The sequence below is a fragment of the Cobetia sp. PDI-23MA genome (assembly GCF_059507735.1).
Genome location: NZ_CM183352.1, coordinates 1,556,451 through 1,576,289, shown reverse-complemented (window position 1 = coordinate 1,576,289; position 19,839 = coordinate 1,556,451). Strand labels below are relative to the sequence as shown.

Annotated in this window: 17 protein-coding genes; 10 read left to right on the top strand and 7 right to left on the bottom strand. The window is 62.3% G+C overall.

The genetic code is table 11. The features are described from left to right. The first annotated feature begins 55 nt into the window (after nt 1–55). Both AC5WNJ_RS06775 and AC5WNJ_RS06770 read left to right on the top strand, forming a co-directional pair. Nucleotides 56–1,099, top strand: a complete 1,044-nt coding sequence (locus tag AC5WNJ_RS06775) for a FecCD family ABC transporter permease (protein ID WP_495930792.1) — start codon at nt 56–58, stop codon at nt 1,097–1,099. Continuing rightward, on the top strand, nt 1,096–1,929 hold the full coding sequence (locus AC5WNJ_RS06770) for an ABC transporter ATP-binding protein (RefSeq protein ID WP_495930791.1): 834 nt from the start codon (nt 1,096–1,098) through the stop codon (nt 1,927–1,929). The genes AC5WNJ_RS06775 and AC5WNJ_RS06770 overlap by 4 nt, the downstream gene beginning before the upstream one ends. An 89-nt stretch (nt 1,930–2,018) precedes the next feature. Here AC5WNJ_RS06770 and AC5WNJ_RS06765 read toward each other — a convergent pair whose 3' ends face one another. Further along, on the bottom strand, nt 2,019–2,702 hold the full coding sequence (locus AC5WNJ_RS06765; RefSeq protein ID WP_176676848.1) for a type 1 glutamine amidotransferase domain-containing protein: 684 nt from the start codon (nt 2,700–2,702) through the stop codon (nt 2,019–2,021). Nucleotides 2,703–2,932: 230 nt separating this feature from the next. Beyond that, on the bottom strand, nt 2,933–3,637 hold the full coding sequence (locus AC5WNJ_RS06760; protein WP_495930790.1) for an SDR family oxidoreductase: 705 nt from the start codon (nt 3,635–3,637) through the stop codon (nt 2,933–2,935). Nucleotides 3,638–3,806: 169 nt separating this feature from the next. On the opposite strand from AC5WNJ_RS06760, the gene AC5WNJ_RS06755 reads away from it, so the two are divergent. Then, a complete protein-coding gene (locus tag AC5WNJ_RS06755; protein WP_495930789.1) occupies nt 3,807–4,748 on the top strand; it encodes a LysR family transcriptional regulator in 942 nt (313 codons plus the stop codon). Nucleotides 4,749–4,847: 99 nt separating this feature from the next. Here the strand turns inward: AC5WNJ_RS06755 and AC5WNJ_RS06750 are convergent, their stop codons facing one another. Continuing rightward, nucleotides 4,848–7,040, bottom strand: coding sequence for an OsmC domain/YcaO domain-containing protein (locus AC5WNJ_RS06750; protein ID WP_495930788.1), 2,193 nt, complete (start codon nt 7,038–7,040; stop codon nt 4,848–4,850). Between the two features lie 268 nt (nt 7,041–7,308). Between AC5WNJ_RS06750 and AC5WNJ_RS06745 the strand changes: the two genes are divergently transcribed. The 3 genes from AC5WNJ_RS06745 (at nt 7,309) to AC5WNJ_RS06735 (ending at nt 10,634) form a co-directional block, all read left to right on the top strand. Further along, entirely contained in the window at nt 7,309–7,548 is a 240-nt protein-coding gene (locus AC5WNJ_RS06745; RefSeq protein ID WP_495930787.1) for a hypothetical protein, read from the top strand. A 10-nt stretch (nt 7,549–7,558) separates the two neighbouring features. Next, nucleotides 7,559–9,085: a sodium:solute symporter family protein gene (locus AC5WNJ_RS06740; protein WP_495930786.1), complete on the top strand. Its 1,527-nt coding sequence runs from the start codon at nt 7,559–7,561 to the stop codon at nt 9,083–9,085. A gap of 136 nt (nt 9,086–9,221) precedes the next feature. Further along, a complete protein-coding gene (locus AC5WNJ_RS06735) occupies nt 9,222–10,634 on the top strand; it encodes an amidase (RefSeq protein ID WP_495930785.1) in 1,413 nt (470 codons plus the stop codon). A gap of 100 nt (nt 10,635–10,734) precedes the next feature. On the opposite strand, the gene AC5WNJ_RS06730 is transcribed toward AC5WNJ_RS06735, so the two are convergent. After that, nucleotides 10,735–11,544: an SDR family NAD(P)-dependent oxidoreductase gene (locus tag AC5WNJ_RS06730; protein WP_495930784.1), complete on the bottom strand. Its 810-nt coding sequence runs from the start codon at nt 11,542–11,544 to the stop codon at nt 10,735–10,737. A 134-nt stretch (nt 11,545–11,678) separates the two neighbouring features. Continuing rightward, a complete protein-coding gene (locus AC5WNJ_RS06725) occupies nt 11,679–12,665 on the bottom strand; it encodes a zinc-dependent alcohol dehydrogenase family protein (RefSeq protein WP_495930783.1) in 987 nt (328 codons plus the stop codon). A gap of 205 nt (nt 12,666–12,870) precedes the next feature. Between AC5WNJ_RS06725 and AC5WNJ_RS06720 the strand changes: the two genes are divergently transcribed. Next, nucleotides 12,871–13,773, top strand: a complete 903-nt coding sequence (locus AC5WNJ_RS06720; RefSeq protein ID WP_495930782.1) for a LysR family transcriptional regulator — start codon at nt 12,871–12,873, stop codon at nt 13,771–13,773. Nucleotides 13,774–13,789: 16 nt separating this feature from the next. Here the strand turns inward: AC5WNJ_RS06720 and AC5WNJ_RS06715 are convergent, their stop codons facing one another. Both AC5WNJ_RS06715 and AC5WNJ_RS06710 read right to left on the bottom strand, forming a co-directional pair. Next, nucleotides 13,790–14,365, bottom strand: a complete 576-nt coding sequence (locus AC5WNJ_RS06715; protein ID WP_253061853.1) for an HD domain-containing protein — start codon at nt 14,363–14,365, stop codon at nt 13,790–13,792. Next, a complete protein-coding gene (locus AC5WNJ_RS06710) occupies nt 14,362–15,459 on the bottom strand; it encodes a TauD/TfdA family dioxygenase (RefSeq protein WP_495930781.1) in 1,098 nt (365 codons plus the stop codon). Before AC5WNJ_RS06710 ends, AC5WNJ_RS06715 begins: the two co-directional genes overlap by 4 nt. A gap of 253 nt (nt 15,460–15,712) precedes the next feature. Between AC5WNJ_RS06710 and AC5WNJ_RS06705 the strand changes: the two genes are divergently transcribed. The 3 genes from AC5WNJ_RS06705 (at nt 15,713) to AC5WNJ_RS06695 (ending at nt 19,839) form a co-directional block, all read left to right on the top strand. Beyond that, nucleotides 15,713–16,750 (top strand): LysR substrate-binding domain-containing protein, encoded by a 1,038-nt coding sequence (locus tag AC5WNJ_RS06705; protein ID WP_495930780.1) that lies wholly within the window; start codon nt 15,713–15,715, stop codon nt 16,748–16,750. A 318-nt stretch (nt 16,751–17,068) separates the two neighbouring features. After that, nucleotides 17,069–18,568, top strand: a complete 1,500-nt coding sequence (locus tag AC5WNJ_RS06700; protein ID WP_495930779.1) for an ABC transporter substrate-binding protein — start codon at nt 17,069–17,071, stop codon at nt 18,566–18,568. Continuing rightward, the gene (locus AC5WNJ_RS06695; protein ID WP_495930778.1) at nt 18,568–19,839 is read left to right on the top strand and encodes an alkaline phosphatase family protein; all 1,272 of its coding nucleotides are present in this window, start codon (nt 18,568–18,570) and stop codon (nt 19,837–19,839) included. The genes AC5WNJ_RS06700 and AC5WNJ_RS06695 overlap by 1 nt, the downstream gene beginning before the upstream one ends.

Sequence of the window (19,839 nt, the reverse complement as noted above, 5' to 3'; positions counted from 1 at the left end):
GCAGCATGTGATGCACGCATCACTTGATGACCCTCACCGGCCCCACCTGACGCCCATGCGCCCACGCGCCCAATACGGCCACCGTGATATCCGGGTGCTGCGTAAATCTCGCCAGGATGCCAGAAGGCGCAAATCCTGGTGCCTGTTCGCGGTCCTGGTGACAGCCTTCAGCCTCACCCTGGCACAAGGCCAAAGCTTTATCTCCCCACTGACGGTAATGCGTGTGCTGTGGGGCGAGCCGGTCGCAGGTGCAAGCTTCATCGTGGGCGAGCTGCGCCTGCCTCGCGCACTGGTCGCGGTGCTGGCAGGTGGCTGTTTTGGTCTGGGCGGAGCCGCCTTCCAGAGTCTGCTGCGCAACCCGCTGGCGAGCCCGGACATCATCGGTATCAGTGCCGGTGCCAGCGCTGCGGCGGTCTTCGCCATCGTGATGCTGTCGCTGAGTGGCACTGCCGTGTCAGTGATCGCGGTACTGGCAGCGCTGGGCGTCGCGGGCTTGATCTACGCACTGTCATGGCGCAATGGCGTGGCCGGTGCACGCCTGATTCTGGTAGGCATCGGGCTGGGCGCCATGCTGCAGAGCATCACCGCCTATGTATTGACCCAGGCACCCAGCTGGTCACTTCAGGAGGCCCTGCGCTGGATGACGGGCAGTCTCAACAGCGTGACCATGAGCCAGGTTACACCGCTGGGTATCGTGTTCGTCCTGCTGGGGGGCGTCCTGTTGCTGCTAAGCCGGAGCCTGGAAGTCCTGCGCATGGGCGATGACATGGCAGCCGGGCTAGGCGTGCGGCTGTCCATGACTCGCCTGGGCATCATCATTTCCGCTGTCGGTCTGGTGGCCTGCGCCACTGCCGTGGCAGGCCCGGTCGCCTTCGTGGCCTTCCTGAGCGGCCCTGTCGCGACACGACTGTTTCACCATCAGGGTTCCGTGCTGGTGCCAGCAGCGATGATCGGTGCGCTCTTGATGCTGGGCGCAGACTTCATCGGACAATTTCTGCTGCCCGCCCGCTATCCGGTGGGCGTGGTAACCGGTGTGCTCGGTGCGCCCTTCCTGCTCTATCTCGTGATTCGTGAAAACCAGCGCGGAGCATCCTCATGACGCAGCCTTCTTCCTGCACTTCAGGCCTTGGCGTGACAGACCTCGCGGCTGGCTATGCCGAACGTCCGGTCCTTTCCGGTATCGATCTCGACATCGCGTCGGGCAAGACAACGGCCATCGTGGGGGCAAATGCCTGCGGCAAGTCAACATTGCTACGCACGCTCTCACGGCTACTGACGCCCGCCCGCGGCGAGGTCCTGCTGGACGGCAAATCGATCCATCGCCTGCCGACCCGGCAATTGGCAAAGCGATTGGGATTGCTCTCTCAATCACCGATCGCGCCGGAGGGTATCACCGTGCTCGACCTCGTCAGTCGCGGGCGTCACCCCCATCAAAAGCTGTTTCAGCGCTGGCGTCATGAGGACGATAGCGCCGTGCTGGAAGCCCTCAACGCCACGGATACCGCCTCATTGGCGGAGCGCCCGGTAGATGAGCTCTCCGGCGGGCAGCGCCAACGCGTCTGGATCGCCATGGCCCTCGCGCAACAGACCGACATCCTGTTGCTCGATGAGCCGACCACCTTTCTCGACATCAATCATCAGGTGGAAGTGCTTGACCTGTTGACAGATCTCAACCATGCCAAAGGCACGACCATCGTGATGGTGCTGCACGAACTGAACCTGGCGGCACGCTACGCCGACGAGCTGATCGCACTATCCGAGGGCCGCATCTACGCCCATGGCAACGCCGAGACAGTCCTGACGCGCGAGATGGTGAAAGACGTTTTCGGCATGCAAAGTCACATCTCGCCCGACCCCGTCACCGGCAAGCCGATGATGACGCCACTGGGCAGGCATGGGCTGACACCTCGCGCTCCCGTTCTGGAGTAAATCCTGCCATTCGATGCGCAATTGACACGAAAACCCCGCGACCGGTAACCCGGTCGCGGGGTTTTTCATGGAGCCTGAGCTCGCCCGACTTACTTCTTGAGGCTGTCAATCAGCAGCTCAGCGACACCTTCGGAAGACATCGGATTCTGACCGGTGATGATCAGGCCATCCTGGATCGCGAAGGAGGTGAAATCAGCCTTCTTCTCATAGATGCCACCTTTCTGCTGCAGGGCATCTTCGACCAGGAACGGCACGACGTTGGTGAGGCCGACACTTTCTTCTTCGCCATTGGTGAAGCCGGTGACGCGCACACCGTCCACGAAGGGAGTGCCGTCAGGCTTGCGGGCGTTGAGCAGCACTGCCGGGGCGTGACAGACGGAGCTGACCGGCTTCCCGGCCGCATGGAACTGCTCGATCAGACGGATGGAGTCCGCGTCGTTGGTCAGGTCCCACAGCGGGCCGTGGCCGCCCGGGTAGAAGATGGCGTCGAAATCCTCGACCTTCATGTCTGCCAGCACGGCGGTGGTGGCGAGGTCCTGCTGAGCTGCGGCATCCTTGTCGAAACGACGCGTGGCATCCGTCTGGAAATCCTCGCCTTGGCTTGCCGGGTCCAGCGGCGGCTGCCCCCCCTTGGGAGAGGCCAGCGTCACCTCGATACCGGCGTCTTTCATGACGTAATAGGGAGCCGCCAGCTCTTCCAGCCAAAAGCCTGTCTTCTTGCCTGTGTCACCCAGCGTATCGTGGGATGTCACTACCACCAGAACCTTGCTCATGATGCTCTCCTCAACGTGCGGGTTGGCCCGCAACGGTAATCGTGTAAATACGTCGTCAGCGAATCGCTCGCCCTGTGTTGAACCCACCTTACTGCTCTGATCGCCATCGCCACAATCGATAGTCCGGATAGCCACTATCACTGAGATAAATAGTGCTCATTTCGCTCAGTTCAAGATGGTCATGCACATCCGTGTCAGCAGATCAGCGGTGAAGGGCCTGACTTGCCAGATCAGTAAGTTGGCATCAGATGCACTTCGCGGATATTGGCACGCGGCGAGGCACTGATGGCGTAGAGCACGGCATCGGCCACGTCCTGCGGGTCCAGCTTGTCCGGCTTGGGCTGATCGAAGAAGGCGGTATTGACCATGCCCGGGGTAATGGTAGTGCAGCGGCCTTGCCACTCGGCCATTTCCATCGCCAGGTTCTGGCCGAAGCCGTAGGCGAACCACTTGCTGGAGCTGTAGATGGAGCCCGCATGGTTGGCGCGGCCGGCCACGGAGCTGGTGAGGATGAAGTGGCCCTTGCGCTCTCTCAGGTGCGGCAGGGTCGCGTGGGCGGTCCACAGCAGCGCATTGATGTTGATGTCGATGACTCGCTTCCACTCTTCGGGATCGCCGTTCTCGGTGCCTGGCTGGCTGACGCCGGTGCCGGCATTGGCGAACGCCACATCCAGACGGCCATGATGTGCGACGGCCTGCTCGACGACCTTGGCGAGCTGATCGTAGTCCGTCGCATCGGCGGCGATCGCCAGCACCTTGTCGCTGCCCAGCTCCTCGACGAGCGCCTCGAGGCGCTCTATGCGACGGGCGGTCGCAACGACCTTGTGCCCGGCCTTGACCAGGGTACGTGCGGTGGCCTCGCCGATACCGCTGGAGGCGCCGGTGATCAGTACGATCTTTTCCTCATCGGCTTTTGTCCGCTTCACATCATTCATGGCTCACTCCTGTGGGTCGCGTGCATCACTTACTCTGTTGTGATGGACAGCCTAGCGCCTGAGTTCCCCATCGTGATAATCGATAGTGCGGATAGCTGCTATCATCCAGACAAATAGTGCTCACTCGCCCAAGTGCAGCCGAGACACTCCGCCTGCTCTGGTAGTCATCATGAAGCTCAACTACGACCTCAACCTCCTGCGCACCTTCCATGCGCTGTATCTCGAGCAGAACGTCACCCGCGCCGGCGAGCGTCTGCACCTGAGTCAGCCCTCGGTGAGTGCGGCGCTCTCCAGGCTGCGCGAGCTGTTCAATGACCCGCTGTTCATTCGCGACCGCCAGCGCATGCGCCCTACCGAGAAGGCCGACCACCTGTTCCCGACCATCGAGGCGGCGCTGACCGATCTCGATGGCCTGATCAACAGCGAGCGGCACTTCGACCACACCACCGAAAGCCGTCATTTCGAGATTGCCGCCAACGACTACTTCGAGGTGCTGATCCTGCCGCAACTGGCGACGATCCTGCGTGAACAGGCACCGGGCATCACCATTCAGGTACGCCGCCTCTCGCAGGACATGAGCGAAGCCGGCGTGATGAGCGGCACGACGGACCTCGCCTTCGGGCGTCAGGTCGACCCGCCCGAGAATCTGGTGGTCAGGGAAGTGATCACGGAAGGCATCGACTGCCTGGTCGGCAACGGGCATCCGCTGCTGGAGCGTCTCGATGACGAGGGCCGCATGACAAAGGCGGATTTCGAGCAGCACGCCCATGTGCTGGTTCAGCCGCATACCCGCCTGAAAAGCGGCATCTTCAAGCAACTCGAGAGCCAGGGGCTCAAGCGTGAGGTGGCCCTGGCGGTCACCTACTTCATGGCCGTGCCTTCCCTGCTGGAACGCTCGCCGCTGATCGCGAGCCTACCCACCGGACTATGCCAGCATTTCTGTCGCCAGTTCGCCGTCACCCGTGTGGCGCCACCCGTGGCCTTCGCCTCCTTCCCCTTCCATCTGAGCTGGCATCGCCGCTATCAGAAGGACCCGGCGCACCGCTGGATCCGCGAGCAGATCATCAAGTGCTGTCAGCGTCTGACACAGGAACAACAGGTTCTGCCCTGAGCCACTGGTACGCGAACGCAAGCCCTCGGAACGAAAACGGCCCCTCACCATCCAGTGAGGGGCCGTTCTTTTCATGCCACAGGATTCAGCCGGTGGGTATCAGGCCTGTTTGGCTGCCAGCGCAGCGCGATGGGCGTGCAGCTTCTGGTAGCTTTCGATCAGACGCAGGTGACGGTCGAGCCCTTCCAGCTGCATGTTGGTGGGCTCCAGGCCATGGAAGCGCACTTCCCCCTGCACGGAGCCGACCACTGCAGCGATGGTGTCTTCACCGAACATGCGGCGGAAGTTGTAGAGGTAGTCCTCGAGCTCCAGCTCATCGTCGAGGGTGATTTCCAGCACCGCCTTCATGGCCTGATAATAGAGGCCGCGCACGACGGTGTTGTCGTTATACTGCAGGAACATCTCGACGCGATCCAGCGCGTCCTCGTGCTGACCCAGCGCGAGGTTGATCATCAGTTTCAGCTCGAGAATCGTCAGCTGACCCCAGATGGTGTTCTCGTCGAACTCGATGCCGATCAGCGTCTTGATGTCCATGTGCTCATCAAGCTGGCTCTCTTCGAGGCGCTCGCCCAGGTCCGCCAGCTGCTCATCATCGAGACGATGCAGATTGAGGATGTCCTCGCGGTAATCCAGCGCCATGTTGGTGTTGTCCCACACCAGGTCCTCGACCGGATAGACCTCGGAATAGCCCGGCACCAGGATACGGCACACCGGCGCGCCGAGGTCCTCGTGCACCGCCATGTAGGACTCCTTGCCGATCTCATCGAGAATACCGAACAGGTTGGCGACTTCTTCTTCATTGCTGCCGGAGAAGTCCCACTCGACGAACTCGATGTCAGTCTTCGAGCTGAAGAAACGCCAGGAAACGAGGCCCGAGGAGTCGATGAAGTGCTCGACGAAGTTGTTTGGCTCGGAGACGGCCAGCGAGTTGAAGGTCGGCGGCATAAAGTCGTTGAGCCCTTCGAAGCTGCGGCCCTGCATCAGCTCGGTCAGGCTGCGCTCAATGGCGACTTCAAAGCTCGGGTGCGCGCCGAAGGAGGCGAAGACACCGCCGGTCTTAGGGTTCATCAAGGTCACGCAGGCCACCGGGAACTGGCCGCCCAGCGAGGCGTCCTTGACCAGAATCGGGAAGCCCTGGGCTTCGAGTGCCTCGATACCCTCGACGATCTGCGGGTACTTGGCCAGCACCTCCTGCGGCACGTCCGGCAGGGTCAGTTCCTGCTCGAGAATCTCGCGCTTCACCGCACGCTCGAAGATCTCGGACAGACACTGCACCTGGGCTTCCGGCAAGGTGTTGCCAGCGCTCATGCCGTTGCTGAGGTACAGGTTCTCGATCAGGTTGGACGGGAAGTAGATCGTCTCACCGTCCGAGCGGCGAGTGAACGGCAGGGACACGATGCCACGATCCGCACGCCCGGAATTGGTGTCGATAAGATTGGAGCCACCCAGCTCGCCGTCCGGATTGAAGATCTCCAGGCAGTAGTCATCCAGCACGCCTTCCGGGATCTCGTCGTTCGGGCCCGGCTGGAACCACTTCTCGTTCGGGTAGTGCACGAACTCGCTGTCAGCGATGGCTTCGCCGAAGAACTGGTCGTTGTAGAAGAAGTTGCAGCTCAGGCGCTCGATGAACTCGCCCAGGGCCGAGCACAGCGCGCTCTCCTTGGTCGAACCCTTGCCGTTGGTGAAGCACATCGGCGAGGCGGCATCACGAATGTGCAGCGACCAGACGTGCGGCACGATGTTGCGCCAGGACGCGATCTCGATCTTCATGCCGAGATCATTCAGAAGGCCCGTCATGTTGGCGATGGTCTGCTCCAGCGGCAGATCCTTGCCTTCGATCCAGGTGCTCTGCCCTTCCGGCGGCTCCGCCATCAGCAATGCCTGGGCGTCTTCGTCGAGGTTGTCGACCGTCTCGATCTCGAAGCCCGGGCCGGTCTGGACGACCTTCTTCACGGTGCAACGCTCGATGGAGCGCAGGATGCCCTGACGGTCCTTGTCGGAGAGGTCTTCCGGCAGCTCCACCTGGATCTTGAAGATCTGGTTGTAGCGATTCTCTGGGTCGACGATGTTGTTCTGCGACAGACGGATGTTCTCGGTCGGGATGTCCCGCGCCACGCAGTACACCTTCACGAAATACGCCGCACACAACGCTGACGACGCCAGGAAGTAGTCGAACGGGCTCGGCGCCGATCCATCACCCTTGTAGCGGATGGGCTGATCGGTGATGACCGTGAAGTCGTCGAATTTCGCCTCGAGCCTCAGGTTGTCGAGAAAGTTGACCTTGATTTCCATGAACGATGCACCGCTGTGAAGAGTGTGGGCGTCAGCACGCCAGTCTGACGGCTACGCGATGGCCGCCATTATCCAGATTTTGGGGGCCTGCGTCGCGGGTGAGGCGAAAAGCGAAAACGCCGCGACTTCCTTGACGGTCGGGAGATTGTCACCTATTGGTTAATTTATACGCATAAATACAATAATTGATGCTTTGCCATGCCCGGTTCCCTGCCATCGACACGACAGGTCACAACCCGCCCCACCAACCACAATAAAGGGGAATGCAATGAGAAAGCGCTTCACGACCCGCAAGGTCGCCATCTACGGCAGCATGCTGCTGGGATTCTTGATGCTCGAGAGTCCATTGATCCTGATGGCCAACAAGATAGAGCCCATGGTGATGGGAATTCCGTTCTTCCTCGTCTGGAACCTGGTGTGGTGGGGCTTCCTCACCGCCGTGTTCCTGTATGCCTACCTGACCAACTGGGGTAGCGCCAAGGCCCCTTCCACCGGCGGCAAGCGCTGAGGAGCTCATCATGACGGGAAGTATCTTGATCATCGCGGCCTTCATGATCATCCCCTTGATCGTCGGGCTCGTGTCCGCACGCAAGTCCCAGACGACAAGCGAGGATTTCTTCGTACAAGGGCGGGCCATGGGCAGCATTGCCGTGTTCTTTACGGTGGCGGCCACCTGGTGGAGCGCCTTTGCCTTCCTGGGATCGAATGCCACCTTCTATACCAGTGGCCCCATCTATCTCACGGCGCTGGCGTGGAACCTGCTCTTCGGCTTCATGTACTACTGGGTGGGCAAGCGCGTCTGGTATCTCGGCAAGCGCTTCGACTACCTGACGCCATCAGACCTGATGGGCGATTTCTACAACAGTGAAGCGCTGAGAATCCTCGTCGCCGTCATCACGCTGATCTTCACCGTGCCCTATCTGCAGATCCAGCTGACCGGCGGTGCCTACCTGATCGAGGTCGCCTCGGGTGGCGTCGTGCCCTTCTGGCTGGCCGCGCTGCTGTTCTACTTCATCATCATCGTCTATGTGTGGGTCGGCGGTATTCGCGCCATCGCCTGGACAGATGTGATCTACGGGGCACTGCTGTTCTTCGGCATGATGTATGCGGGCTACTACATCGCTGGCCAGGCAGGTGGCCCGACCAGCATGTTCGCTCAGCTCGCCAGCGACTCGCCCGCGCATCTGACCCTGCCGGGGCCGAATGGCAACATGGGCTACTCCATGTGGTTCTCGCTGTTCGTGATCGTCGCCATCGGCGCCTTCATGGGCCCACAGATCTGGCTGCGCATGTATTCGGTGAAAAGCGGCAAGCTGTTCGGCTTGATGCCCTTCCTGCTGGGGCTCGCCGCCTTCGCCTACTTCGGCTCGGTACTGACGGGCTATACCGGCGTACTGCTGGAGCCAGGCCTGGAGAATGCTGACCAGATCCTGCCTGTCATGCTGATGAACTATGCACCCTACTTGCTGGCATCACTGATCATGGCGGCTGGCGCGGCAGCGGCGATGTCCACGGCCAACTCCCAGATCCATGCGGTATCGACCGTCGTCACCATGGATATCTACAAGCGCTACGTGAACCCGCAGGCGAATCAGGAACGCATCGTCCATATCGGTCGCCTGTCCCTGGTCGGCTTCTCTCTGGCGGCCTACATCCTGGCACTGACCGTACCGGGACTGCTTGTCACCATCGGGATCGCGGCACTGGCGGGCACCGCTCAGCTGATCGTGCCGACACTGGGCGCCATCACCTGGCGCAAGGCCCACCCGCAAGCGGCCTTCTGGGGCCTGATTCTGGGCATCATGACCGTCCTCTGGCTGTCCTATGGTGCCAGTGTCAGCAACCCGCTTGGCCTGCATGCCGGTATCTGGGGCCTGATTCTCAATGCGTCAGCCTTCGTCATCATCAGTCTCGCCTTGCAGCGCAAGGATGCCGAGGTGGTGGAACGCTTCGCCCAGGCCCGTCGGGATTACACCGCGGAATATCACCCGGAGCAGCTGGAAGATGATGTGGCTCCCTCACCTCAGGTGATCGAAGCCCGCTGACCAGCGACAAGGGCCTGCATTGCGCAGGCCCTTTTCATTGCCGAGCACGTCTCACGTGCCGAGTACGCCCCAGGTGCAAGTACTTGATCACAGTAGCTGATAGCCAGCACTTGATAGCCAATGGACAGGATCTGACATGACCCCAGCCTCTCTTCCTACGCAATTATCGGAATTGACCGCCACTGACGCCCTGACACTATTTCGCCAGGGCGAGCTCTCCCCTGTCGAGCTGACCCGGGATTGTCTGGAACGTATCGACACGCTCAACCCCAAGGTCAATGCCTTCGTGCATATCGCCCATGATGGGGCCATGAAAGCAGCGAAAGACGCCGAAGCCCGCTGGATGAACGGCTCGCCCTGCGGCCCGCTGGACGGTGTACCGACAACCCTCAAGGACCTGACGCTGTCCCGGGACATGCCGACCCGGTATGGCTCCGCCACCACATCACCAGACATAGGCAATGACGTCGATGCCCCCGTCGCCGCAAGTCTTCGCAAGACAGGCGCCGTCTTTCTCGGCAAGACAGCCTCGCCGGAGTATGGCTGGAAGGGAGTGACGGACAACCCGCTGCATGGCGTGACGCGCAATCCCTGGAATACCGCGCTGACCTCCGGTGGATCCTCAGGCGGGGCTGGAGCAGCGGCTGCGCTCAACCTGGGCATGCTCCATCAGGGCAGTGATGCCGGTGGCTCGATCCGCATCCCCTGCAGCTTTACCGGCACCTTCGGCCTGAAACCCACGTTTGGATGGATTCCCCAGTGGCCGACCAGTGCCATGTCGACCCTCTCACACCTGGGACCAATGACGCGGACGGCGTCCGATAGCGCCCTGATGCTTGCCAGCATGGCAAGACCGGATGCCCGAGACGGATTGCTCGGCAACCCGCATGGCATCGATTGGAAGGCGCCACCCCCGCTATCTCTTGAGGGATGGAAAATCGCTTACAGCCCGACGCTTGGGTATGTCGACGTTGCAAAGGACATACGCCTGCGAGTGGACGAAGCGGTCGCTCTACTCTCGAGACTGGGCGCTGAGGTCATCGAGATAGACCCCGGGTTTGCCTGCCCCCTCGATACCTTCAACACCTTGTGGTTCGCGGGTGCCACCCAGGTGGTCGAAAAGATGACCGACAGCCAGCGAGATCAAATGGACCCGGGCTTGCTGGACATTGCAGAGCGAGGCAGCAACATTTCCTTGTCGCAATATCTGGCGGCAAGACGAGAGCGAACTGCGCTTTGCGCACACATGCAATCCTTCCACGAGCAATGGGATCTGCTCGTCACTCCCACACTGCCCATTTCACCCTTTGCCGCTGGGCACAATGTCCCACCCGGCGAGAAATACACTGACTGGATGGACTGGACACCCTTCAGCTATCCCTTCAACCTGACCCAACAACCCGCTGCCTCCCTCCCCTGTGGGCTGGATGACCAAGGGCTGCCTGTCGGCCTGCACATTGTCGGAGGAAAATTCCAGGACATGAAGGTGATGCACACCGCCATGTTGCTTGAGGAGATGCTTCCCGGGCTTGTCTATCCCAGGCCCTAGCAAGCGAAGTTCCCTGGCAAACTACGACGCCCCGCCCACGCTGAGAGATCAGCATGAGCGGGGCGTCATATTGCAGCGTGACAGCGAATCCTGGCGCACTTCAGCCAGCCAGAGAGCCGAGCGTCTTCTCCATCGTCGCGACCACTTCACGGCACAACGCATCATCGAGTGCGTCGGCGTGCGGCGGTGCGAAACGCTGGGCGTCGTTGTCGAAGTACTGACCATTGGCGCCGGCAAATTCCTCATCCAGTGCCGCACGCACCAGAATATCGGCACCGGTGCCCAGGTCCTTGCCCGGCACGCCGAAGCCTTCCTTGACCATCTTGCTGGCCAGCAGAGAGCCCGGATTGACCGCGATCAGTATAGGCCCCTGACCTTCCCAGTCCCGGGCAAGCGTGCGGGTCCACATGGTGATCGCGAGCTTGCTCTGGGCATAGGCCGCGTAGTGGTCATTGAACGCGACCTCGCCGGCCAGAGCCTTCAGGTCCACGGAGGATTGAGCCGCCGAGGACAGATTGACGACCCGCCCGGTCGGACGCAGTGCCGGCGCCAGTTTCTGGGTGAGCAGATAGGGGGCAAGGGTATTGACTACGAAGCGCAGGTCGAGCCCGTCCGCCGTCACCACGCTGGGGGCCTGGAAGACACCAGCATTGTTGATCAGGACATCCAGACTGGCATTGGCCGCCAGCACGTCGCTTGCCAGTGAATCGATGGCGGCCAGGTCAGACAGGTCTGCCACGAAACCGGCAACGCGCTCGGTGCCTGCCAGCGCCGCAAGTTCGGCGACGACACCATTGACCTTCTGCTCGCTGCGTCCGTGGATCAGCACGCGATGGCCGCGCTCCAGCAGGGCCTTGGCCGTGACCAGGCCGATGCCATCGGTAGAACCGGTGATAAGGATGGTTTTCATGCGCTCTCTCCTTGAAATGTCACACGACGCTTGAGACACGAACGACAGGGTGTGCCGGATGGCCACACCCTGTCGTTCATCCGTGCCAGCGCAGTGTCAGGATGATCCTGCCTATGTGGCTTTCGGTCACGGAATCAGACCTCGACGATGACCTTGCCGGTTGCCTGGCCGCTACCCAGACGGGCGTGGGCCTGGCCCACTTCCGCGAGCGGGAAGACCTGATCATCGATGATCGGCTTGAGCTCGCCGGCATCGGCGATACGCGCCATGTCGGCCAGAATCTCGTGATGCTCCTGACGACGGAAGTCATGCAGCATCGGGATCAGCATGAAGACGACATGCAGTGACAGGCCCTTGAAGTGCGCGGTGGTCAGGTCGATTTCCATGAAGGACACGGTCGTCGAGACATGGCCATTGAGCGCGGTAGCCTCGAAGGAGGTCGGCAGGTTGGCACCGCCGACAGAGTCGAACACGATGTCGAAGCCCTTGCCGTCGGTGTGCTTGGCCACATAGTCGGCGACCTGCTCATTACGGTAATTGATGGCACTGGCGCCCAGGCCTTCGACCAGCGTCTCGTGCTCATCACGACCGACGGTAGAGGCGACGTCGGCACCGAAGTGACGGGCCAGCTGGATGGCGATGTGACCCACACCCCCCGCACCGCCGTGAACCAGCACCTTCTGACCGGCCTCGATGTTGGCGCGTTTGAGGCCTTCATAGGCCGTGATGCCGACCAGCGGCAGCGCCGCGGCTTCTACCATGCTCAGGGACTTCGGCTTGTGGGCGATCAGGCGAACATCGGCGGCGATGTACTCGGCCAGCGTGCCCGGAAGATCGGCCAGGCCACCAGCACAGCCATAGACTTCATCCCCGATGGCGTAGTCTTCGACGCCCTCGCCCACGGCTTCGACGGTACCGGCGAAGTCCATGCCCAACAGCGCCGGCAGTGAGGGAGACAGCTGCAGCTCAGGGCCCATCTCGCGAATCATGGTGTCGACGGTATTGATGCTGGTGGCGGCGATGCGTACCAGCACCTGACCTGCCGCCGCTTGGGGCTTGGCGATTTCCGCCGCTTCGAACACCTCGGGACCACCGAATGATTTGACGAGCATCGCTTTCATGAGTCTGCCTCCTGCGTGGATGTGGAGCCAGCATAATTGTCATGGGCCTGAATGATAAACGGCGATAAACTACAATCAGTTTATTGGTTTTGTTGAAAGTATTGGATGTATTGTGCGTAGTGGACGTCACGAACGTTGCGCCAAGCCGTTGCTGGCATGCCTCCCACCGGGAGCCACGCACGTCGACGCAAATGAGGACACCCGCATGAATCTTGAGCACCTCAAGCTGTTTGTTCGTCTGGCCGCCGTGAACAGCATCAGTCAGGCCGGCGAGGACCTCGGACTGTCGCCCGCCGTCGCCAGCTCTCACCTGCGCAAGCTCGAGGACAGTCTGGGGGTACGCCTGCTGCATCGCACCACGCGTCATGTGGCACTGAGCGAAGAAGGTCGCGCCTTTCTCCCCCACGCAGAGGAGGTGCTGATCAGCGCCGAGGCCGCGCGGGCTGCCGTCGGCGTCGGCACGACTTCCCCCAGCGGCACCTTGCGCATCACCGCCTCAGCCTCCTTCGGGCGCATGCACCTGGTGCCGGGTCTGGCCGGCTTTCTCGAACGCTGCCCTGATCTGGAACTGGACCTGCGCCTGACCGACACCATCGTCGATCTGGTCGAGGGCGGCTTTGACATCGCCATCCGCAACTCCGCCCTCAAGGATTCCAGCCTGATCGCGCGGCGTCTGGCACCAGACAAGCGTATTCTGTGCGCCTCGCCGGACTATCTCGCGCGCCATGGCACACCGACGCACCCCTCGATGCTGCACGAACACGAATGCCTGACCCTGATCGGCATGGACCAGTGGTGCTTTCAGTGCGAGAACGGCATCGAGCCGATTCGCGTCAAGGGGCGTATCCGCACCGACAATGGCGAAGCCGTGCGTGACGCCTGCGCCGCCGGTCTGGGCATCACCCTGTCCTCGACATGGAGCATTTACCGCCACCTGGCCGAAGGCAGCCTGGTAGAGGTGCTACCCGAGACGCCCTTGATCAGCGAGACGGGCATCTGGGCGGTCTATCCCAGCAACCGCCAGCTCGCCCCCAAGGTGCGCGCCTTCCTGGACTACTTCTCCGAATACTTCGGCAGCCCGCCCTATTGGGATGTCCAACAGGACTGAGATGCCGGAAAGCCTGTCATCCCACCGCCAGCACCCAGCGCTGAAGCATCGGCTTGTAGTGAGCGAAGTCCGGCGTCTGCATGCCGGCCACCTTGGCGGCATCATCCAGGCGTCGCACCTTGAGAATGGCCGCAAGCTGGGGCAGCTGGGCAAAGGCCGCGGCCTCGTGCGGCTCCATCGCCCCGCCCTGCAGGGCCAGGCTATCCAGCGAGGCCTGTGACAGACAGGCACGATAGCTCGGTTCCACCGCGACCAGATAACGCTTGGCCGCCACGTGCTGGCGTACCGGCTCGACGATCTCGGCCGGGAAGAAGCGCGCCAACCAGTCGGCACCGCTGACCTGATGACGATTGTCCTGGCCGTTCATCAAGACCTCCGGCGGCAGCGCATTGGCGTAATGCCCCACGTCATGCAGCAAGGCGGCCAGAATCACCGACTCGGATTCCCCTTGCTGCTCGGCCAGATGCGCCGCCTGCAGCATGTGCTCGGCCATGGTCACCTCCTCACCCAGATAGGAGTCCGCACCGTGCAGGGCGAAGATGTCCTCGATCAGGCCGACGATCCCCTCGGCGTTGGCAGGCTGCGTGATCATCGGGCGTTCTCCAGCAGGTTGAGAGTGGAATACAGGCTGTCGAGATCGGCGTAGGCGCCCTGCAGATGACGATTACCACCGGCCACGAAGGCGGTACGGGCATGCATCACGCGACTGTTGTCGAACAGCAGGCAGTCCCCCGGGGCAAGGCGCAGGCGCGTGGCCTGCTCCGGCTGACCGATCACGCGCGCCCAGTCGTGATAGGCACGATAGAAGGCGCGTTGCGCCTCAAGGTGCAGCGGCAGCGAGGCGATGGAGCGGTTGTTGTAACGCACCTGGCGGATGTTTCCGTTGTGGTCGGTCTCGATGAACGGCACCCAGCTTCTGAGGTCGGCATGGTCCGAGTCATGAAAGCGGAACGGTACCCGCGTGCGCGTCAGCAGCGCGAAACTCTCGGGCGCCAGTTCGCGCAGGCGCTCGGCGGCGGCGAAGCCATCCACCAGCAAGGTCTGGCCGCCTTCCACCTCGTTGCTCAGGCAATGCAGCAGCTGAATGCTCGGCGCCGGATCACGATAGGGATTGTCGGTATGCGCCCCGAGCCCGAGATTGCTGAAGGCGAGATTGCTCGGCGAGACCTCGGTGCGGACATCGAACAGCTTGCCGTAATTGGTTTCGCGCACATACCCGAACTGCTCGATCACCTCGAGCACCTTGCCCGGCTCGACGGGCACGCCACGCAGGCACACCACCCCGGTGTCACGGACCCAGGCCAGTGCCTTGCGACGTGCCTCTCCCCCGGCGATGACATCGGCCCACTCGACCCGGGCGACCGAGAACTCGCTGCCCTGCCACAGCGTCTTGTGCGCACTGCTGCGCTCATCGGGGAAGCCGGTGCTCAAGGCGGCCAGCTCATCGACGCCGTAGCGAATCTCGCGCGCATTGCTCAGTGTCACTCGCAGGACGTCGCCCTCCTCAAGCAACGCCTCGATGATGGCGGCGTCCCAGTCGAGGTCAAGCACACTGTCCAGACGCTGGCCATTGGCATGGCGACGGGCGGGGTCGTGGTCTTGCAGCCACAGCACATGCTGGGCAAGAGTCTGGCCATCATCCAGAGTCAGGTGAAGCTGTTCGGCGTCAAACGCGAGGCGAGGCATGCAGAGTCTTCCTGTCTGTCGAGTGCGATCACAAGCCGCAAGGCACGGCATGACGAACGGGCGTGGCTGGCGCTCATGTCATACGAGCGCTCCGCCAGTGGATGACCGCCATGCTAGTGAACGCAGACCCGTGACCATAGCGAGACTTTCTGGCGGCGAGCCTTAGTTTTTATGCGCGCAGACTGTCATGTCATCGTCATGCACGGCTGCAAGAATGAGCGCCCGGCCGCGTGCCGCGGCAGGATCTGCAGTCATGGCTTCAGCACCAGCCGCCGATGCGGCGACTGGCTCAGTCAAGCTGGAGTTCTGCATGTCGCGTCCTGCCTATCACCCTTCCCAGCGCCTCGCTCAGCGCCTGCCCCCCTTCAATGCCCTGACCGCCTTCGAGGCCACCGCACGCCTCGGCAGCCTGACCCGTGCCGCCGCCGAACTGTGCATTACCCAGGGCGCAGTGAGTCAGCGCGTCAAGCAGCTGGAAGACTTTCTTGAAGTCAGCCTGTTCGTGCGCCGCGGCAATCGCATCGAGCTGACCGATGAGGCGCATGCCTATCTGCCGCTGGTCAGTGGGGTGTTCGAGACCCTCAAGCGCGGTACCGCCACCCTCTTCCAGCACGATGAGCAACAAAGCCTGACGCTGCGCTCCAATCACAGCTTCGTCGAATACTGGCTGATCCCCAGGCTCAAGGACTTCCAGCGGCTGCATCCGAACATCCAGGTCACGGTACTGCCACACAATCAGGTACTCCCGGACGAGCAGCCCGATGTCGATATCGAGATTATCAATGGCTACGGCGGCTGGTGTGGGCGCGAGTACGAGAAACTGGCCGATGAGCAGTGGGTCGTCGTGGCAAGCCCCACCTTCCTGCACTCCTCCCTCGCCCCCAACGCCTCACCCGCGAGTCCACTCGACGATCTGGCCCGTGCGCCCAGAATCGAGTGCATCGGCTACCGCGAAAGCTGGCTGGACTGGTTCCGTCTGCAGAAGTTTCGCGGCCACATCCCGCCGGCCGGCCTCAAGTTCGGCAATGCCAGTCTGGCGATTGCCGCGGCGCTCGAGGGGCAGGGCTTCCTGCTCGTCCGCCAGTCCTTCGTGATGGACCTGATCAAGAACGGACGCCTGCAGCTGGCGCACGCCTTGCGCATGCCCAGCACCAGCAGTCAGTACCTGCTGGTGTCTCCAGAACGCCGCCATGCCCCGGCGGTCAACGATTTCTGTGCCTGGTTGCGCAGCACCATGCACACCTCTCAGGCCAATCCTGTCACCAGCGAGATGCCCTCTCAGCCCCGCTAGCACGGGCAGCAAGACGCGAGCCTCAGAATTTCTAAGGCACAGTCGCAGTTTTTGTTGCGGCCAACGGCTGGCATCTGTCACGGAAACGTCATCATCTGCGCCAAATATGACGCCTCAAGACGACAGCGTTGACGCAGTTCGACCGTCCCGGCGGGCTGCGCCATGAGCCATCCAACGGCCTGCCTGTCGGCCTGACCCGGTCTTGCGGAACCTGCTTGCTGACACTGATGACCGTACCTGACCACTGCCCCTGACCACTGTCCCTGACGACCGTCCCTGACTACCGTCCCTGACCGTTGCCCTTGCCTGGAGCCTGACATGAAGAAGCCCTTGATCGCCGCCATCGGCCTTGCCGCGCTTGCCCAACTGGCCGTCCCCCAGCTGGCCCATGCCGAGACACTGCGCACCCCGCATTGGGTCGAGTTCAGTGGCAAGGAGTCACTGGACCCCATCTCCCCGACGCGCTTCTACGCGGCCAACCAGCTGATCTACAGCCGCCTGGTCCGTCAGGGCAGCAAGGGCGAGCCGGTGTCGGACCTGGCCTCCGAGTGGCAGGCCAACCCCGCTGCCGATGAGTGGACCTTCACGCTGCGTGACGGGGTCAGTTTCCACAATGGCAAGGCGCTGAGCGCGGATGACGTCATCTACAGTTTCACGCGTCTGCTCGACCCCGAGCGCGATGCTCCGGCACGTGCCGCGCTGTCGGTCATCGAGGACGTCAGCGTCAATGAGGCCGGCCAGATCGTGTTCCGTCTCAGCCAGTCCCATGCTGACCTGCCGATCCTGCTGATGGATTACCGCGCCAAGATCGTGCCGGCTGGCTTTGATGACGACACTTCACTGCAGGGCATCGGCACCGGCCCCTTCAAGCTGGTCGAATTCGATCCGCAGGGCACCACCACCTTCGAAGCCTTCGCTGACTACTGGGAAGGCGCACCGAAGCTGGATGGCATGGACCTGATCGGCATTCCCGATGACAACGCCCGCACCCAGGCATTGCTGGCCGGCCAGATTGACTGGTCGGGCTGGAATGGCGTCAACGCCCAGCAGCTGCGCCTGTTCTCCAGCAACCCGGCCTACCACTACGACTCCATCGCCACCGGCGACTGGCGTGGCATGGTGTTCCGCGCCGACGACGAGGTCTTCCAGGATGTGCGCGTGCGCCGTGCGCTGCGTCTGGTGGCCGACCGTGAAGAGATGGTCAACCTGCTGTTCGGCAAGGGCGGCGCCACCATTACCTGTGACAACCCGGTCTGGAATGGCGATCAGTACAAGCTGGCACAGCAATGCCCGCAGGACCTCGACACCGCCCGCAGCCTGTTGAGCGACGCGGGGTATGCCGATGGGCTGGAGATCGACGTCTACACCAGCGGCGTCGACAACTACTTCCGCCCGATGGCGGAGCTCTACCAGCGTCAGGCAGCCGAGGCCGGCATCACCGTCAACGTGCACAACGTGCCCGCGGCGGATTACTGGAACACCGCCTGGATGAAGAAGCCGGCTTTCACCACAGCCTGGGGCCAGCGCCCGACCGATCAGGTGCTCAACGAGATCTTCCAGAGCGAGGCCAACTGGAACGAGTCGGCCTACCAGAATCCCGAATTCGATGCCCTGCTCGCCAAGGCGCGCGCCACCCTGGATGACGAAGCGCGCACCGAGCTCTATCATCAGGCCCAGGCGCTGCTGACCAAGACCGGCGCGACGCTGATTCCCTTCCACCTCAACAACAACCGCGTCATGAAGCGTGAGGTGCATATCCCGGCAGTCGAACACTTCGCGATTCGCTGGCACCAGGTCGACAAGCAGGGAGAGAGCTGATGTCCCGCCCTGGCTTGATCCTAATTCTGATAGACGGTATCAGCAGTCAACGCTTCGCCGAGACGCGGGCGCGTCTGCCGCATCTCGACGCCCTGGCCAGAGACGGCCTGCTGATCGAGCGCCTGGGTGCCGATACCAATGCCAATTCGATGCCCGCGCGAGCGGGTGTCCTGACCGGGCAACCGGCTCAGGTGCACGGCATCTACTCAAACGGTATCTATTCCAACGGCATCCATTGCCCCGGTGCTGAGACGGAGTTTGCGTCTGTTACAGGGACTGAGACGGATCGCGACCGTCACGCCTCAGACGCCAGCGCCACTGCAGGGCATTTTCGTCCAGCAAGGGTCGAGGACCTGCGTGGTGAGACCCTGCTCGAGGCTGCGCGCGCGGCAGGACTGCGGGTGGCCAGCCTCGGCTTCGGGCTGGCCCGCCCCGAGAGCTGTGACTGGTATCTGTCGCCCTGGTGGGAGGAAGGTGACCTGCGCGCCAAGGGCATGACCGCGCCGCGCCTGAATCACTGGGATGCCCGCAATGACGCCCTGATGCGCGCGATGAGCAATGACCAGCAACTGCTCAACGAGGCGCTGTCGCTGATCGAGCGCGAAACGCCTGAGCTGGTGCTGCTCGAACTCAACACCCCCGATTACTGCCTGCATGTGCATGGCAATGATGATGCCCTGGTCGATGGTGCCCTGATGATGGTCGATGCCCAGCTCGGCAGCCTGCTGGCCGGCCTTGAAGCCATCAACAAGCGCGAGACCTACCACCTGTGTGTCTTCAGTGATCATGGACATGCCCCGGTCCAGCGGGCGCTGGTGGCAGACCGCCTTCTACCGGATGTCGCGCTGCAATGTGATGGTGGCCTGTTGCTGGTGGCCTGTGATGATGACGAGCGCCAACGCGAGCAGGCCGCGCGCCTGGCCGAGTTCGGCGTCACGCCGATCGCGGCATCCGACTTCCTGCCCCCGGACGTGAAGCATATCCAGCTCTATCAGGCACCGCCGGGCATGAGCTTCGAACCCGTCTGCAAGCATCTCCATCACGCGGAGCTGGTGGCAGCCCCCGGCTATGTCTCCACGCACGGTTTCGGCCCCGGCGCGACGTCGGATCAGCGCTTCGCCATTCTGCACGGCCCGTCAATCACTGCGGGCGAGCGCCTTCAACTCGAGTCTCTGGCCCTCCACCCGCGCCTGCGGCAGATACTGGGCCTGCCGTCCCTAGGTGGGCCTTCGGCGCCACAGCGGACACGCGATCTTAAAGAGGTGGACTGA

Bases quoted from the DNA above. Each gene is read 5' to 3' on its own strand.
- AC5WNJ_RS06745 (WP_495930787.1), top strand. From the start codon at position 7,309: ATGAGAAAGCGCTTCACGACCCGCAAGGTCGCCATCTACGGCAGCATG.
- AC5WNJ_RS06775 (WP_495930792.1), top strand. From the start codon at position 56: ATGCGCCCACGCGCCCAATACGGCCACCGTGATATCCGGGTGCTGCGT.
- AC5WNJ_RS06755 (WP_495930789.1), top strand. From the start codon at position 3,807: ATGAAGCTCAACTACGACCTCAACCTCCTGCGCACCTTCCATGCGCTG.
- AC5WNJ_RS06740 (WP_495930786.1), top strand. From the start codon at position 7,559: ATGACGGGAAGTATCTTGATCATCGCGGCCTTCATGATCATCCCCTTG.
- AC5WNJ_RS06750 (WP_495930788.1), bottom strand. From the start codon at position 7,040: ATGGAAATCAAGGTCAACTTTCTCGACAACCTGAGGCTCGAGGCGAAA.
- AC5WNJ_RS06725 (WP_495930783.1), bottom strand. From the start codon at position 12,665: ATGAAAGCGATGCTCGTCAAATCATTCGGTGGTCCCGAGGTGTTCGAA.
- AC5WNJ_RS06700 (WP_495930779.1), top strand. From the start codon at position 17,069: ATGAAGAAGCCCTTGATCGCCGCCATCGGCCTTGCCGCGCTTGCCCAA.
- AC5WNJ_RS06765 (WP_176676848.1), bottom strand. From the start codon at position 2,702: ATGAGCAAGGTTCTGGTGGTAGTGACATCCCACGATACGCTGGGTGAC.
- AC5WNJ_RS06730 (WP_495930784.1), bottom strand. From the start codon at position 11,544: ATGAAAACCATCCTTATCACCGGTTCTACCGATGGCATCGGCCTGGTC.
- AC5WNJ_RS06705 (WP_495930780.1), top strand. From the start codon at position 15,713: ATGGCTTCAGCACCAGCCGCCGATGCGGCGACTGGCTCAGTCAAGCTG.
- AC5WNJ_RS06760 (WP_495930790.1), bottom strand. From the start codon at position 3,637: ATGAATGATGTGAAGCGGACAAAAGCCGATGAGGAAAAGATCGTACTG.
- AC5WNJ_RS06710 (WP_495930781.1), bottom strand. From the start codon at position 15,459: ATGCCTCGCCTCGCGTTTGACGCCGAACAGCTTCACCTGACTCTGGAT.
- AC5WNJ_RS06715 (WP_253061853.1), bottom strand. From the start codon at position 14,365: ATGATCACGCAGCCTGCCAACGCCGAGGGGATCGTCGGCCTGATCGAG.
- AC5WNJ_RS06720 (WP_495930782.1), top strand. From the start codon at position 12,871: ATGAATCTTGAGCACCTCAAGCTGTTTGTTCGTCTGGCCGCCGTGAAC.
- AC5WNJ_RS06770 (WP_495930791.1), top strand. From the start codon at position 1,096: ATGACGCAGCCTTCTTCCTGCACTTCAGGCCTTGGCGTGACAGACCTC.
- AC5WNJ_RS06695 (WP_495930778.1), top strand. From the start codon at position 18,568: ATGTCCCGCCCTGGCTTGATCCTAATTCTGATAGACGGTATCAGCAGT.
- AC5WNJ_RS06735 (WP_495930785.1), top strand. From the start codon at position 9,222: ATGACCCCAGCCTCTCTTCCTACGCAATTATCGGAATTGACCGCCACT.